We start from the raw sequence: 13,887 nt of genomic DNA, 5'->3' as shown, positions 1-13,887 counted from the left end.
CATGAACCAATCCCGCCAGCCCCTATATCGGGCCCAGGCGGAAGGCATCGCCCGGAGTAGTCATCATGCCACTTCCCCTGTTCGCTTTGGCGGCCGCAGCCTTTGCCATCGGCACCACCGAATTCGTCATCATGGGCCTGCTGCCCGACGTCGCCCTGGACCTGGGCGTGTCCATCCCCATGGCGGGCATGCTGATCACCGGCTACGCCCTGGGCGTGGTGGTGGGGGCCCCCCTGCTGACCGCCACCACCGGCCGCGTGCCGCGCAAGACCTTGCTGATCGCCCTGATGGGCCTGTTCATCCTGGGCAACGGCCTGGCGGCGGTGGCCGGCAACTATACCGTGCTGATGGTGGCGCGTATCGTCGCCTCCTTCACCCACGGGTCGTTCTTCGGCATCGGATCGGTGGTGGCGGCCAGTCTGGTGCCGGCGGAACGGCGGGCCAGCGCCATCGCGCTGATGTTCACCGGCCTGACCCTGGCCAACATCCTGGGCGTGCCGCTGGGCACCCTGATCGGCCAGCATTTCGGCTGGCGGGCCACCTTCTGGGCCGTGGCCGGCCTGGGCCTGGTGGCCGCCGCCGCCGTTGCCGCCTTGGTGCCGCCGGTGGCGACGACGGAACAGGGCAGCCTGGGGGATGAGATCGCGGTGCTGAAGCGGCCGGCGGTGCTGGTGGCGCTGGGCACCACCGTGCTGGGCTTCGGCGGCGTCTTCGCCGTCTTTACCTACATCACCCCCATCCTGGAACATGCCGCCGGCCTGTCGCCCACCGCCGTCACCTCCGCCCTGCTGGTGTTCGGCCTGGGTCTGACCCTGGGCAACATCCTGGGCGGCCGCCTGGCCGACCGGGCCCTGATGCCAACGCTGGTCGGCGTCCTGGCGGCGCTGGGCCTGATCATGGCCGGCTTCGCCGTCACCATGCACAACCCCATCGCGGCCGTCGCCACCCTGTTCGTCTGGGGCATCGCCGCCTTCGCCACCGTGCCGCCGCTGCAGATGCGGGTGCTGGAAAAGGCGGGCGACGCGCCCAGCCTGGCGGCCTCCCTCAACATCGCCGCCTTCAACCTGGGCAACGCCGGCGGCGCCTTCCTGGGCGGCATGGTGATCGATGGCGGCCTGGGGTATGAGGTGGTGGCCCTGGCCGGTGCGGCCGTGGCCCTTGGCGGCCTGTTGCTGGCCGTGGCCGGCTGGATGCAGGACCGGCGGGCGGCCGGCCTGAAGGTGGCGGCGGCCTGCTAACCCCTCCCGACCTGCATGGCAACCCTGTTCCCCCGGACGGGGTAATCACGCGCCGTGGATCGCTTCTCCACACTTTCTCAACAAATCTCCGGTAACCCATCTCGGAATCATCGGCTCCCTCTCTATTTTTCCCTGCGCGCCCATTGGGGGCGCAGGGGGAAGCGGGGCCCGGAAACCGTCAGGATGACGACCGAGATGTTGAAGCGATTGACCACCCTGCCGCTGACCCTGCCGCCCCGCCGGGCCCTGTCCCGTTCCAGCGCCGCCGTGCTGGGTCTGCTGGCCCTGGCCGCCTGCGAGAAGAAGCAGGAGCAGGCGCCACCGCCGCCGCAGAAGGTGGGCATCGTCACCCTGCACGCGCAGGCCGTGCCGCTGCGCACCGAACTGGCCGGCCGCACCACCGCCTATCGCGTCTCGGCCGTGCTGCCCCAGGTGACCGGCATCATCAAGCAGCGCCTGTTCGAGGAAGGCAGCATGGTGAAGGCGGGCCAGGTGCTGTACCAGATCGACCCCGCCCCCTATGAGGCGGCGTACGAGCAGGCGCAGGGCACGCTGGCCAATGCCGAGGCCGACCTGATCACCCTGAAGGCCAAGGCCGACCGCTACGCCGAACTGGTGAAGATCGAGGGCGTCAGCCGCCAGGATTACGATGATGCCAAGGCCGCCTACCAGCAGGGCCTGGCCACCATCATCACCGACAAGGGCGCCCTGAAGGCCGCCAAGGTGAACCTGGATTACACCCGGATCACCGCCCCCATTTCCGGCCGCATCGGCCGGTCCTCCATCACCGAGGGCGCGCTGGTCACGGCCGACCAGACCACCACACTGGCCACCATCACCCAGCTGGACCCCATCTACGTCGACATCACCCAGGCCAGCGTCGAGGCCACCAAGCTGAAGCGCCAGCGCCAGGCCGGCGGCCTGAACGCCGCCAGCGCCCAGGTCGGCCTGACGCTGGAGGACGGGTCCGACTACGCCACGCCCGGCACGCTGAAGTTCGCCGAGGTGTCGGTGGATGAGGACAGCGGTGCGGTCACCCTGCGCGCCCAGTTCCCCAACCCGCAGGAAATGCTGCTGCCCGGCATGTACGTGCGCACCACGGTGGAGGAGGGCGTGCTGCCCACCGCCATCCTGGCGCCGCAGCAGGGCGTGTCCCGCAACGCCAAGAGTGAGCCCATCGCCCTGGTGCTGGACGCGCAGAACAAGGTGGAACAGCGCGACCTGACGGTGGACCGCACCGTCGGTGACAAGTGGCTGGTCACCAAGGGCCTGAACGACGGCGACCGCCTGATCGTGGATGGCCTGCAGAAGGTGAAGGCCGGCCAGACCGTGACGCCGGTGGATGCCACGGCCGCGGCACCGGCCGCCCCCGCCACCAACAACGGCGGGAAGTAACGGCCCATGTTCGCACGCTATTTCATCGACCGGCCCATCTTCGCGTGGGTCATCGCCATCGTCATCATGCTGGCCGGCATCCTGGCGATCAACACGCTGCCCGTGTCGCAATATCCCGACATCGCGCCGCCGTCCGTTTCCATCAGCGCCACATACCCCGGCGCCTCGGCCGAAGCGGTTGAAAGCAGCGTCGTCCAGGTGCTGGAACAACAGCTGACCGGCCTGGATCACCTGCTGTATTTCAACTCCTCCAGCAGTTCCAGCGGCAGCGCCAGCATCAGCGTCACGTTCGAGCAGGGCACCGACCCCGACACGGCCCAGGTGCAGGTGCAGAACAAGGTCTCGCAGGCCAACAGCCGCCTGCCGACCGAGGTGCAGCAGCAGGGCGTCACCGTCGCCAAGGCGCAGACCGACTTCCTGATGGTCGTCGCCATCTATGACGAGACGGACAAGAGCAGCAGCGCCGACGTGTCGGACTGGCTGGTCAGCAACCTTCAGGACCCGTTGAGCCGCATCAACGGCATCGGCACCACCCGGGTGTTCGGCGCCGAATACGCCATGCGCATCTGGCTGGATCCGCACAAGCTGCACAGCTACGCCCTGATGCCGTCCGACGTTGCCACCGCGATCGAGGAACAGAACACTCAGGTCACGGCGGGTGAGATCGGCGCGCGGCCCTCCGCCGCCACACAGCAGCTGAACGCCACCGTCACCGCCATGTCGCGGCTGCAGACGCCCGACCAGTTCCGCAACATCGTCGTCAAGACGCTGACCGACGGGTCCACCGTGCGGGTCAGCGACGTGGCGCGGGTGGAGCTGGGGGACGAGGATTACAGCGTCAGCACCCGCCTGAACGGGCATCCGGCCTCGGGCATCGCCTTGCAGCTGGCTTCGGGCGCCAACGCCATGAAGGCGGCGGCCCTGGTGAAGGCCAAGGTGCAGGCCATGTCCAAGAGCTTCCCCACCGGCTACAAGATCGCCTATCCGCGCGACAGCACCGACTTCGTGAAGCTGTCCATCCATGAGGTCATCAAGACGCTGATCGAGGCCATCATCCTGGTGGTCATCGTGATGTTCGTCTTCCTGCAAAGCTGGCGCGCCGTGCTGATCCCCGCCATCGCCGTCCCGGTGGTGCTGCTGGGTACCTTCGGCGTGCTGGCGGCGGCGGGATATTCCATCAACACCCTGACCCTGTTCGCCATGGTGCTGGCCATCGGCCTGCTGGTGGACGACGCCATCGTCGTGGTGGAAAACGTCGAGCGCATCATGCGCGAGGAAAAGCTGTCGGCCCGCGACGCCACCGCCAAATCGATGGGGGAGATCACCGGCGCCCTGGTGGGCATCGCCATGGTGCTGTCGGCGGTGTTCCTGCCCATGGCCTTCTTCGGCGGGTCGGTGGGCGTCATCTACCGCCAGTTCTCCATCACCATCGTCTCGGCCATGGCCCTGTCGGTGGTGGTGGCGCTGACCCTGTCGCCGGCCCTGTGCGCCAGCCTGCTGAAGGCCAACGGGCATGAGCATACCAAGGGCCTGGCCGGCTGGTTCAACCGCAACTTCGACCGTGGGCAGGAAAGCTATGCCCGCCGCCTGGTGGGCCTGATCGGCCGACCGGTGATCTTCATGCTGGCCTATGCCGTCATCGTCGGCGCCATGGCGCTGCTATTCGTGCGCCTGCCCACCAGCTTCCTGCCCGATGAGGACCAGGGATCGGTCATGGTGCAGTACACCCTGCCGGTGGGGGCGACCTACGCCCGCACCGACCAGGTGGCCCGCACCCTTGAGAAGTATTTCATGGAGGAGGAGAAGGACACGGTGAAGGCCGTGTTCACGGTGGCGGGCTTCAGCTTCGCCGGCTCCGGCCAGAACGCGGGCATGGCCTTCCTGGCGCTGAAGGATTGGAGTGATCGGCCCGGCGTGGAAAAGCGGGCCCAGGCCATCGCCGCCCGCGCCATGAAAAACCTGTCGGCCGTCCGCGACGCCCAGGTCTTCGCGCTGATCCCCCCGTCCATCCAGGGGCTGGGCCAGTCCAACGGCTTCGACATGTGGTTGCAGGATAACGGCACCCAGGGCCACGCTGGCCTGATGGCCGCCCGTAACCAGTTGCTGGGCCTGGCCGCCAAGGACCCGACCCTGCAAGCCGTCCGCCCCAACGGCCTGGACGACACCCCCCAGCTGAAGATCGACATCGACCAGGCCAAGGCCCAGGCGCTGGGCCTGTCGGTCAGCGACGTCACCGCCACGCTGACCGACGCCTGGGGCAGCACCTACGTCAACGACTTCATCGACCGTGGCCGCGTGAAGCGCGTCTACTTGCAGGGCGACATGCCCTACCGTTCCGCGCCGGAGGACCTGTCGGCCTGGTACGTGCGGGGTACCAGCGGCACGATGGCGCCGTTCACCGCCTTCGCCCAGTCGCGCTGGGAAATGGGCTCGCCCCAGTTGCAGCGCTACAACGGCCTGGCCGCCGTGGAAATCCAGGGCGGCGCCGCCGGCGACACCAGTTCCGGCGACGCCATGAACACCATGGAAAAGCTGGTGGGCCAGCTGCCGGCCGGCAACAGCTTCGAATGGACCGGCCTGTCCTATCAGGAACGGCTGTCCAGCGGGCAGGCGCCCATGCTGTACGGCATCTCCATCCTGGTGGTCTTCCTTTGCCTGGCCGCCCTGTATGAAAGCTGGTCCATCCCGGTGTCGGTCATGCTGGTCATTCCGCTGGGCGTGCTGGGGGCGGTCGCGGCCGCCACCCTGCGCGGGCTGTCCAACGACATCTATTTCCAGGTGGGTTTGCTGACCACCATCGGCCTGTCCGCCAAGAACGCCATCCTGATCGTGGAATTCGCCGAGGCCGCCGAAAAGCGGGGCATGCCCACGGTGGAGGCGGCGATCGAGGCGGCCAAGCTGCGCCTGCGCCCCATCCTGATGACCTCGCTGGCCTTCGTGGCGGGCGTCGTTCCGCTGGCCGTCGCCACCGGTGCCGGCGCCGGCAGCCAGAACGACATCGGCACCGGCGTCGTCGGCGGCGTCATCTCGGCCACCGTCCTGGCCATCTTCCTGGTGCCGCTGTTCTACGTCCTGGTGCGCAAGCTGTTCGGCGGCGATCTCGCGGCCAAGCACGGCAACGCCCCCCAACCCGAATCCCCTGTGGAGGGCGCGTGATGTCGCGGCCTGATATGAAACGCGCCCGCCTGGCCCTGCGCCTGGCCGCCGGTGCGGCGGCCCTGGGCCTGCTGTCCGGCTGCATTTCCTTCGATCCCGATTACCAGCGGCCGGCCGCACCCGTGCCGGCCACCTTCCCGCAAGGGGCGGCCTATGCCAAGCCTGCGGCCGATGCCGCCAAGCCGGTGGCGGAGACGGGGTGGCAGGACTTCTTCGTCGATGACGGCTTGCGGGCCGTGGTCGGCCAGTCGCTGGACAACAACCGTGACCTGCGCGTCGCCATCCAGAACGTGCTGGCCGCCAAGGCGACCTACCATGTGCAGCAGGCGGCGCAATTGCCGACCCTGTCCGCCAATGGCGAGGGCGGCTACACCCGCACGGGTGCCGCCGCCAGCCGGGTGGAAAGCAAAACCCTGGCCGCCAACATCGGCATCAGCGCGTTCGAACTCGACCTGTTCGGCCGCGTCGCCAGCCTGACCCGGGCGGAACTGGAAACCTATCTGGCGCAGGAGGAGACGGCGCGGGCCACCCGCATCACCCTGATCTCCGAGGTCGCGACCGCCTACATCACCTACGCGTCCGACAAAAGCCTGCTGCGCATCGCGCAAGCGACGATGGACAGCGCGCAAAAGACGCTGGACCTGACGCGCAAGCGCCTGTCCATCGGCGTGGACACGCGCCTGACGGTGGCGGAGGCGGAGACCACCTTCCAGACCGCCCGCGCGGATGTGGCCAACTACACCACCCTGGTGGCGCAGGACCTGAACGCGCTGGAGATCCTGACCGGCGGCCCGGTGGACCCGGCGCATCTGCCGGACGGGATCGAGGGGCACACCTTCACCCTGGCGGCCCTGCCGGCCGGCATCAGTTCCGACGTGCTGCTGAACCGGCCGGACGTGCTGTCGGCCGAACATACGCTGAAATCGGCCAACGCCAGCATCGGTGCCGCCCGCGCCGCCTTCTTCCCCACCGTCAGCCTGACGGCGGCGGCGGGCTACGCCAGTTCGGCCTTCGGCAACCTGTTCGACGCCCATTCCCAGGCGTTCAGCTTCACGCCGTCGGCCAGCGTGCCCATCTTCGATGCCGGCGCCAACCAGGGCAATTTGGACTATGCCAAGGCGCAACAGCAGTCGGCCGTGGCCAGCTATGAGAAGGCCATCCAGACGGCGTTTGAAGAGGTGGCCAACGCCCTGGCTCGCCGCGGCACCATCGCCGAACAGCTGGACGCCCAGCAGGCCACGGTGAAAAGCGCGCAGACCAGCTACGACCTGGCGCTGGCCCTGTACAAGCAGGGCAGCAACACCTTCCTGAACGCGCTGGACAGCCAGCGGACCTTGTATTCCGCCCAGCAGACCCTGGTGTCGGTCCAACTGACGGACGCCAGCAATCTCGTCACGCTCTATCAGGTGCTGGGCGGTGGTATAAAGTAGGGGCGAGGGAACGGTCATGACGGACGCATTGGTGCTGATCGCGGAGGACGAGCCGGAGATCGCCAGCATCCTGCAAGGCTATCTGGAGCGGGAGGGGCTGCGCACCGTCACGGCCATCAACGGCCAGGTGGCGCTGGACCTGCACCGTGCCCTGCCGCCCGACCTGGTCATCCTGGACGTGAAGATGCCCAAGGTGGACGGGTATGAGGTGCTGGCCGAACTGCGCCGGCGCGGCGACACCCCCGTCATCATGGTCACGGCGCTGAGCGAGGATCTGGACAAGCTGCAGGCCCTGCGCATCGGCGCCGACGACTATATCGTCAAGCCCTTCAACCCGCTGGAGGTGGTGGCGCGGGTAAAGGCGGTGCTGCGCCGCACGCGATCGACCGAGGGCCAGACCCTGCTGCGCCTGGGCCCGCTGGAACTGGACCTCACCGCCCACATGGCGGTGGTGGCGAATGATGCGGGGCGGCAGCGCCTGGACCTGACGCTGACGGAATTCCGCATGCTGGCCCACATGATGCGGGCGCCCACGCGCGCCTTCACGCGGGCGGAACTGATCGACGCCTGCCTGCCGGAAAGCGACACGCTGGAACGCACCATCGACAGCCACGCCAGCAACATCCGGCGTAAATTGCAGGCCGCCGGGGTCGGCGGGTTCATGGAAGGGGTCCGGGGCGTGGGCTATCGCCTGGGCCCGGGGGTTTGATCTTAAGGGACGTCGCATGGCATTGAGGGACATGGTGGGCTGGACGCGGGCGACGGGCCTGAACCGTCAGCTGGTGCATTCCATGGCGGCGGTGACCGGCCTGGCCCTGGTCTTCATGACCACGGGCCTGACCATCTTCTTCACCGTGATGTTCCGGCTGTGGCCCGAACTGACCCACCATCCGCCGGAAATCTGGCAGCATGTGCTGGATTGGACGGTCACGGCGGCGCTGGGCATGGTCGGTGTCGCCATGGCGGCCCGGGCGGCCGTGAATTTCGCCCGCCGGCTGATCACGCCGCTGGACGCGGTGGCGGGGGCGGCCCAGCGCATCGCCGGTGGCGACCTGACGGCCCGGGCGCGGGTGGACGGCAATTCCTTCCAGGAAACCAAGCAGCTGGTCCAGGACTTCAACGCCATGGCGGCCCAGCTGGAGCGCGCGGCCATTGAGATGCGCACCTGGAATGTGGCCATCGCCCATGAACTGCGCACGCCGCTGACCATCCTGCGCGGGCGTTTGCAGGGTTATGCCGACGGCGTCTTCCAGCCCGACATGGCGGCCTTCCGGGGCCTGGTGGGGCAGGTGGATTTGCTGACCCGCATCGTCGATGACCTGAAGCTGTTGACCCTGGCGCAAAGCGGCCGGCTGGATCTGCGGCGCGAACAGGTGGACGTGGCGGTGGAGGCCGCGGCCGTGGTGGCCATGGTGGGGCCCACCTGCGCCGCCGCCGGCCTGGCCATCGATACGGCGTTGGCCCCCGTCCTGGTGGTGGCCGATGGCGCCCGCGTGCGCCAGGCCCTGCTGGCCCTGCTGGAAAACGCCCGCCGCTATGCCTCCCCCGGCCGTGTGCGGGTGGAGACGCGGGCCGTGGGCGACCATGTGCTGTTGCGTGTGGCCGACCAGGGGCCGGGCCTGCCGCCGGGCATGGAACCCTACGTCTTCGACCCCTTCTGGCGGGCGGACGAATCCCGCGCCCGCATCAGCGGCGGCACCGGCCTGGGCCTGGCCGTGGTCCAGGCCATCGCCCGCGCCCACGGCGGCGACGTCAAGACCGAGCCGGTGAAACCCACCGGCGTTGCCTTTGAGATCATCCTGCCGCGAGCCTGATACTTGTGGCGGTTGATCGTGACCGATCAACCGCCCCCTCAATCGGCGGGCGGGCCCATCCGGGCCCTTGCCTTGTCCTCGCTTTCCGATCCGCTATCGCTCCCCGGAAAGCTCCGGCGGCCGCAGTCGCGGCCTACACCGCATGAGCCGAAGCCTCATGCCGCTGGCGTGTCTATAATATTACGATATCGTAACGATGATCTTGCCCTTGGCCCGGCCGCTGGCCAGGTGCTGGAAGGCCTGCTCCACGTCGGCCGACGGCACGACCCGGTCAATCAGCACCGTCAGCGGCTGGTCATCCACCATGGCGACCAGCGGGGCCAGGCGGGCGCCGTCCAGGGTCAGGAAGACGAAGGCGGCCCGGACGTTGTGGGCCTTGGCCAGGGCTTCATTGGGCGGTGACGCCGCCGCCACCAGGATGCCGCTCTGGCGCAGCACGGCGAAGGACCGCTGTTGCGTCTCACCGCCGATGGTGTCCAGCACCACGTCGACGTCGGTCACGCGGGCGGCGAAATCCTCCGACCGGTGATCGATCACCTGGTCGGCGCCCAGGGCGCGCACCATGTCCAGGCCGGTGCCCGAGGCGGTGGCGATGACGCGGGCGCCCCGGGCCCGGGCGAACTGCACGGCGAAGCTGCCCACGCCGCCGGCGCTGGCATGCACCAGCACGGTCTGCCCCGGCTTCAGGTCCGCCACCTCGAACAGTGCCTGCCAGGCGGTGGCGGCGGCGGTGGGGATGCCGGCGGCCTCAACCAACGGTAACGACTTGGGCGCCGGCGCCAGCAGGTCGGCCGACACGGCGATGAGGCTGGCCAGCGCGCCGCCCTGGGGCGGCGGGGTACGGCCGACCACCTGGTCGCCCACCCGCCATTGGCCGACGCCGGCACCCACCTGTTCCACCGTGCCGCTGAAGTCCGACGCCTGGGTGTAGGGGAAGGCCAGGGGGAAATAGGCCTGCATGGCGCCGGTCTGGAGCTTCAGGTCCAGCGGGTTCAGGGCGGCGGCCTTGATGCGCACCAGCACCTCACCCGGGCCGGCCACCGGCTCCGGGATGTCGGCCCAGGCCGGGGCGAGGTTATAGCCGGGAAGCTGAAAGGCCTTCATGGGGTGATCTCCTGTTTGACGGCCGGCCAGGCACCCACCTGGAACAGCCAGCCGAACCAATCCTCCAGATGCCAGGTGTGGGTGACCGTGCCGTTCTGAAGGTGGTGGAATTCGTGGATGGGGATGCGGAACGGCTTTCCCGTGGGGGCCACGCCGAACCAGGCGCCCGTGTGGGTGCCGGTGATGACGGCGCGGATGGCGGCCCGGCCGGGCACGCCGATGATCTCCAGCACCTGGATGCGCATGTCGGGGAAGGCGGCGCGGAACTCATTGATCAGGGGCTTCAGCCCGTCGCGGCCCGGTTGCTGGTGCGGCGCCAGGGGGATGTCCTGCCAGTCCGGGGCCAGGACCTTGTCCAGCAGGACGGTGTCGCCCGTGTTGAAGGCGCGGTACAGCGCCGTCACGGCGGCCGCGTCCGCCGCCGGGATGCCCAGGATTTCCGGGGGTTGATCATGGTCCCGCATGGGGGATGTCTCCGCACTGATGTTGATGTCAGGGCGAAGCGTAGCCAGCCTCAGGCCATGCTTGAAATCAATATGGGATATCCATGATTATCCACCACATGGATTTACATGGCATCGACCTGAACCTGCTGGTGGCGTTTGACGCCCTGATGGCGGAACGCAGCGTGACCCGCGCCGGCATCCGCATCGGCCGGACGCAGCCGGCGATGAGCGCCGCGTTGGCCCGCCTGCGCGCCCTGCTGAAGGATGATTTGTTCGTGCGGTCCCCGCACGGCCTGCAACCCACCCCGCGCGCCCTGGATTTGGCGGAGCCGCTGGGCCACGCGCTGGCTGCCATCCAGCGCACCTTGGACTACACCCAGGATTTCGACGCCGGCACCTCCACCGTGGCCTTCACCCTGGGCCTGTCGGACCATGCGGCCTTTGTCCTGCTGCCCCGCCTGGTGGCCCTGCTGCGGGACCAGGCGCCCGGCATCAGCGTGCGCATCCGCACCTTCAACGCCCGGGATGAGGCCATCGGCCTGCTGGACGGCGGGGCGGCCGACATGACCATCGGCGTGCCGCCGACGCCCGCGGGCCGCATCCTCGGCCGGCCGCTGTTCCAGGAACGTTTCGTCTGCGTGTTGCGCCGGGATCATCCGGCGGTATCGGCGCCCTGGGACCTGGACGCCTTCCTGGGCTTGTCGCACCTGCTGGTCTCGCCCGAGGGCGACCGCTTCGGCGTGGTGGACGCGGCCCTGGCCAAGCGCGGCTTGCGCCGCCGGCTGGCCCTGACCCTGCCGCACATGTACGCGGCCCCGCTGCTGGTGGCGCGGTCGGACATGGTGGCGACGTTGATGGGCGGGGTGGTGCGGGCGTCGGGCCATGCGGCGGACCTCACGATCCTGCCGCCGCCGCTGGACCTGCCGGCGGTGCCCTTCGCCCTGTCCTGGCACCGGCGCAACGACGCCCATCCCGCCCAGCGCTGGCTGCGCGACCGCATCGCTGCCCTGGGGGCGGAGATATCAACCCCGGGGTAAGGGCGGCTGGGCCAGGGGCCAGCTGGGGTCGGCCTTCAGTTCCGCCGCCAGGAAATCCAGGAAGGCGCGCAGCTTGGCGGCGGTGTGGCGGCCGGCGGGATAGACCGCCTGGATGGCCGGCGCGGGTGAGAAGTATTTGGACAGCACGGCCCGCAGGCGCCCGGCCGCCAGGTCGTCGGCCACGTCCCAGATGGACTTCAGCACGATGCCGGCCCCGGCCAGGGCCGCCATGTGCCCGACCTCGCCATCGTTGGTCAGGATCACCGGCTGGATTTCCACCGCCACCGGGTCGTTGTCGGCCTCGCGGCAGTGAAAGCGCCAGGTGCTCATCGGCGGGTCGCCCAGCACGATGCAGCGGTGGCGCAGCAGATCCGGCGGCGTCGCCGGCTCCCCATTTTGGGCCAGGTAGTCAGGCGTGGCGCAGGGCACGCGGTGGTTGGGCGCCAGCCAGCGCACCATCAGGCTGCTGTCGGGCAGGGCCGCCTGGCGGATGGCGATGTCGATGCCGGCCTCCACCAGATCCACCACCGTATCGCTGACCTGCACGTGCACCCGCACGTCCGGATACTGGGTGTGGAAACGGTGCAGGCGCGGCGCGATGTGGCGGCGGGCGAAGGCGGCGGTGGCGGTGACGCGCAGCAGGCCGGTGGCGGTGCGCCGCCGGCTGGCGACATGGTCCTGCGCCTCCTCCAGATCCGCCACGATGCGCACGCAGCGCTCATGGAACTCCGCCCCTTCGTCCGTCAGGCTGAAGCGGCGGGTGGTGCGGTTGGCCAGGCGCACGCCCAGCCGTTCCTCCAGCCGTGCCAGGCGCTTGGACACCACCGCCAGCGACAGGTCCAGCTCCCGTGCCGCGGCCGACAGGCTGCCGGTGGCGACCACGCGGATGAAGATGGTGATGTCGGTCAGGTTCTCGATCAGCATGCGCCGTTTTCCGACAGGGCCGCCCCCGCCAGGTATAGCGATCCGCAGATCAGGGCGCGGGCGGGCGGGAAGGTCTGGGCGCCCAGGCGGGCCAGGGCGTCAGCGATGCCGCCCGCCACCTCCACCTGCGCCACGCCGGCGGCCGTGGCGGCGGCGGCGATGGCATTGGCGTCCAGGGTGCGTTCGTCCGTGCCCGGGATGGTCACGGCCATCAGGCGGCGGACGAAGGGGGCCAGGGGGCGCAGGAAATCCACTGGCCGCTTGTCCGCCACCATGCCCACCACCAGGTCCAGCGGCTTGCCGTCCGCCTGGCGCCAGGCGGCGGCCTGGGCCGCCAGCACCTGGCCGGCGCTGTCGTTATGCCCGCCGTCCAGCCACAGCTGCCAGGTGGGCGGCAGGTAGCGGGGCAGGCGGCCCTGGGTCAGGTGCTGCAGCCGGGCGGGCCAGTCGGCCGTCAGCAGGCCGCGCGCCACCGCCTCATCCGGCGCCGCCAGGGGCAGGTGGGCCAGGCAGGCGATGGCGGTGCCGGCGTTGGCCAGTTGGTGCAGGCCGGGCAGGACCGGCGGCGGCAGGTCCACGCCGCGCGCCGCGCTGTCGAAACGGAAGCCGCCCGCCCGGCGGCTGATCTGCCAGTCCGGCGCCAGGGGGGCGCCCACGGCCGCTGCGCGGTCGCGCAGCACGGCCAGGACGGCGGCGTCCGCCTGGGGGCCCAGCACGACCGGGCAGCCGGGCTTGAAGATGCCGGCCTTCTCCGCCGCGATCTGAGCCAGCGTGCCGCCCAGATGCTGCATATGGTCGAAGGAGATGCGGGTGATGGCGGTGACGGCGGGGCGGTCCACCACGTTGGTGGCGTCCGTCCGGCCGCCCAGGCCGGTTTCCAGCAGCACCACATCGGCCGGCTGTTCGGCGAAGGCGGTCAATGCCGCGGCGGTGGTCAGCTCAAACCCACCCAGGGGATCGTCGCCGTTGATGGCCTGGCAGCGTTCCATCAACGCCAGCAGTTCCTGGTCGCCGATCAGGCGGCCCGTCAGCCGGATGCGCTCATTGAAGCGCACCAGGTGGGGGCTGGTGTAGACGTGGACCTTGTGCCCCGCCGCCTCCAGCATGGCGCGCAGGAAGGCGATGGTGCTGCCCTTGCCGTTGGTGCCGGCGACGTGCACCACGGGGGGCAGGCGGTCCTGCGGCCGGCCCAGCCGCTCCAGCAGCCGCCCCATGCGGACCAGGGTCTGTTCCGGATCGATCTCCACGATGACGGGCGCGGAGGCGTCGGGGTGGTGGGGCAGGTGCATGGCGTGGAACGGATCCGTGGCGGCTGCGATGGGATGTCATAACGCAGCCGCCCA

General features: G+C 69.5%; 11 protein-coding genes. 7 read left to right on the top strand and 4 right to left on the bottom strand.

Annotated elements, in window-relative coordinates; translation table 11 throughout:
* The first annotated feature begins 65 nt into the window (after positions 1-65).
* The 6 genes from PW843_08020 (at position 66) to PW843_07995 (ending at position 9,033) form a co-directional block, all read left to right on the top strand.
* Entirely contained in the window at positions 66-1,238 is a 1,173-nt protein-coding gene (locus tag PW843_08020; GenBank protein ID MDE1146556.1) for an MFS transporter, read from the top strand.
* A 195-nt stretch (positions 1,239-1,433) separates the two neighbouring features.
* Entirely contained in the window at positions 1,434-2,633 is a 1,200-nt protein-coding gene (locus tag PW843_08015) for an efflux RND transporter periplasmic adaptor subunit (protein ID MDE1146555.1), read from the top strand.
* A gap of 6 nt (positions 2,634-2,639) precedes the next feature.
* Complete coding sequence (locus tag PW843_08010; protein MDE1146554.1) at positions 2,640-5,789, top strand: efflux RND transporter permease subunit; 3,150 nt, start codon at positions 2,640-2,642, stop codon at positions 5,787-5,789.
* A complete protein-coding gene (locus PW843_08005; GenBank protein ID MDE1146553.1) occupies positions 5,789-7,219 on the top strand; it encodes an efflux transporter outer membrane subunit in 1,431 nt (476 codons plus the stop codon). Before PW843_08010 ends, PW843_08005 begins: the two co-directional genes overlap by 1 nt.
* Before the next feature lie 16 nt (positions 7,220-7,235).
* A complete protein-coding gene (locus PW843_08000) occupies positions 7,236-7,928 on the top strand; it encodes a response regulator (GenBank protein MDE1146552.1) in 693 nt (230 codons plus the stop codon).
* 16 nt (positions 7,929-7,944) lie between these two features.
* Entirely contained in the window at positions 7,945-9,033 is a 1,089-nt protein-coding gene (locus tag PW843_07995; protein ID MDE1146551.1) for an ATP-binding protein, read from the top strand.
* 180 nt (positions 9,034-9,213) lie between these two features.
* On the opposite strand, the gene PW843_07990 is transcribed toward PW843_07995, so the two are convergent.
* Together PW843_07990 and PW843_07985 are read right to left on the bottom strand one after the other, a co-directional pair.
* Positions 9,214-10,137 carry an NADP-dependent oxidoreductase gene (locus PW843_07990; GenBank protein ID MDE1146550.1) on the bottom strand — a complete coding sequence of 308 codons (924 nt, stop codon included), beginning with the start codon at positions 10,135-10,137 and terminating at the stop codon, positions 9,214-9,216.
* On the bottom strand, positions 10,134-10,601 hold the full coding sequence (locus PW843_07985; protein ID MDE1146549.1) for an ester cyclase: 468 nt from the start codon (positions 10,599-10,601) through the stop codon (positions 10,134-10,136). Before PW843_07985 ends, PW843_07990 begins: the two co-directional genes overlap by 4 nt.
* Positions 10,602-10,699: 98 nt before the next feature.
* Between PW843_07985 and PW843_07980 the strand changes: the two genes are divergently transcribed.
* Complete coding sequence (locus tag PW843_07980) at positions 10,700-11,620, top strand: LysR family transcriptional regulator (protein MDE1146548.1); 921 nt, start codon at positions 10,700-10,702, stop codon at positions 11,618-11,620.
* On the opposite strand, the gene PW843_07975 is transcribed toward PW843_07980, so the two are convergent.
* Entirely contained in the window at positions 11,606-12,544 is a 939-nt protein-coding gene (locus PW843_07975; protein MDE1146547.1) for a LysR family transcriptional regulator, read from the bottom strand. The two genes, PW843_07980 and PW843_07975, sit on opposite strands and share 15 nt — an antisense overlap.
* Positions 12,538-13,833, bottom strand: coding sequence for a bifunctional folylpolyglutamate synthase/dihydrofolate synthase (locus tag PW843_07970; protein ID MDE1146546.1), 1,296 nt, complete (start codon positions 13,831-13,833; stop codon positions 12,538-12,540). Before PW843_07970 ends, PW843_07975 begins: the two co-directional genes overlap by 7 nt.
* Positions 13,834-13,887: the final 54 nt, after the last annotated feature.

It is taken from the genome of Azospirillaceae bacterium (assembly GCA_028283825.1).
Taxonomy (GTDB): Bacteria; Pseudomonadota; Alphaproteobacteria; order Azospirillales; family Azospirillaceae; genus Nitrospirillum.
This window is presented reverse-complemented; position numbering and strand designations above follow the sequence as displayed.

Bases quoted from the DNA above. Each gene is read 5' to 3' on its own strand.
- PW843_08010 (MDE1146554.1), top strand. From the start codon at position 2,640: ATGTTCGCACGCTATTTCATCGACCGGCCCATCTTCGCGTGGGTCATC.
- PW843_08005 (MDE1146553.1), top strand. From the start codon at position 5,789: ATGTCGCGGCCTGATATGAAACGCGCCCGCCTGGCCCTGCGCCTGGCC.
- PW843_08000 (MDE1146552.1), top strand. From the start codon at position 7,236: ATGACGGACGCATTGGTGCTGATCGCGGAGGACGAGCCGGAGATCGCC.
- PW843_08020 (MDE1146556.1), top strand. From the start codon at position 66: ATGCCACTTCCCCTGTTCGCTTTGGCGGCCGCAGCCTTTGCCATCGGC.
- PW843_07980 (MDE1146548.1), top strand. From the start codon at position 10,700: ATGGATTTACATGGCATCGACCTGAACCTGCTGGTGGCGTTTGACGCC.
- PW843_07975 (MDE1146547.1), bottom strand. From the start codon at position 12,544: ATGCTGATCGAGAACCTGACCGACATCACCATCTTCATCCGCGTGGTC.
- PW843_07985 (MDE1146549.1), bottom strand. From the start codon at position 10,601: ATGCGGGACCATGATCAACCCCCGGAAATCCTGGGCATCCCGGCGGCG.
- PW843_07970 (MDE1146546.1), bottom strand. From the start codon at position 13,833: ATGCACCTGCCCCACCACCCCGACGCCTCCGCGCCCGTCATCGTGGAG.
- PW843_08015 (MDE1146555.1), top strand. From the start codon at position 1,434: ATGTTGAAGCGATTGACCACCCTGCCGCTGACCCTGCCGCCCCGCCGG.
- PW843_07990 (MDE1146550.1), bottom strand. From the start codon at position 10,137: ATGAAGGCCTTTCAGCTTCCCGGCTATAACCTCGCCCCGGCCTGGGCC.
- PW843_07995 (MDE1146551.1), top strand. From the start codon at position 7,945: ATGGCATTGAGGGACATGGTGGGCTGGACGCGGGCGACGGGCCTGAAC.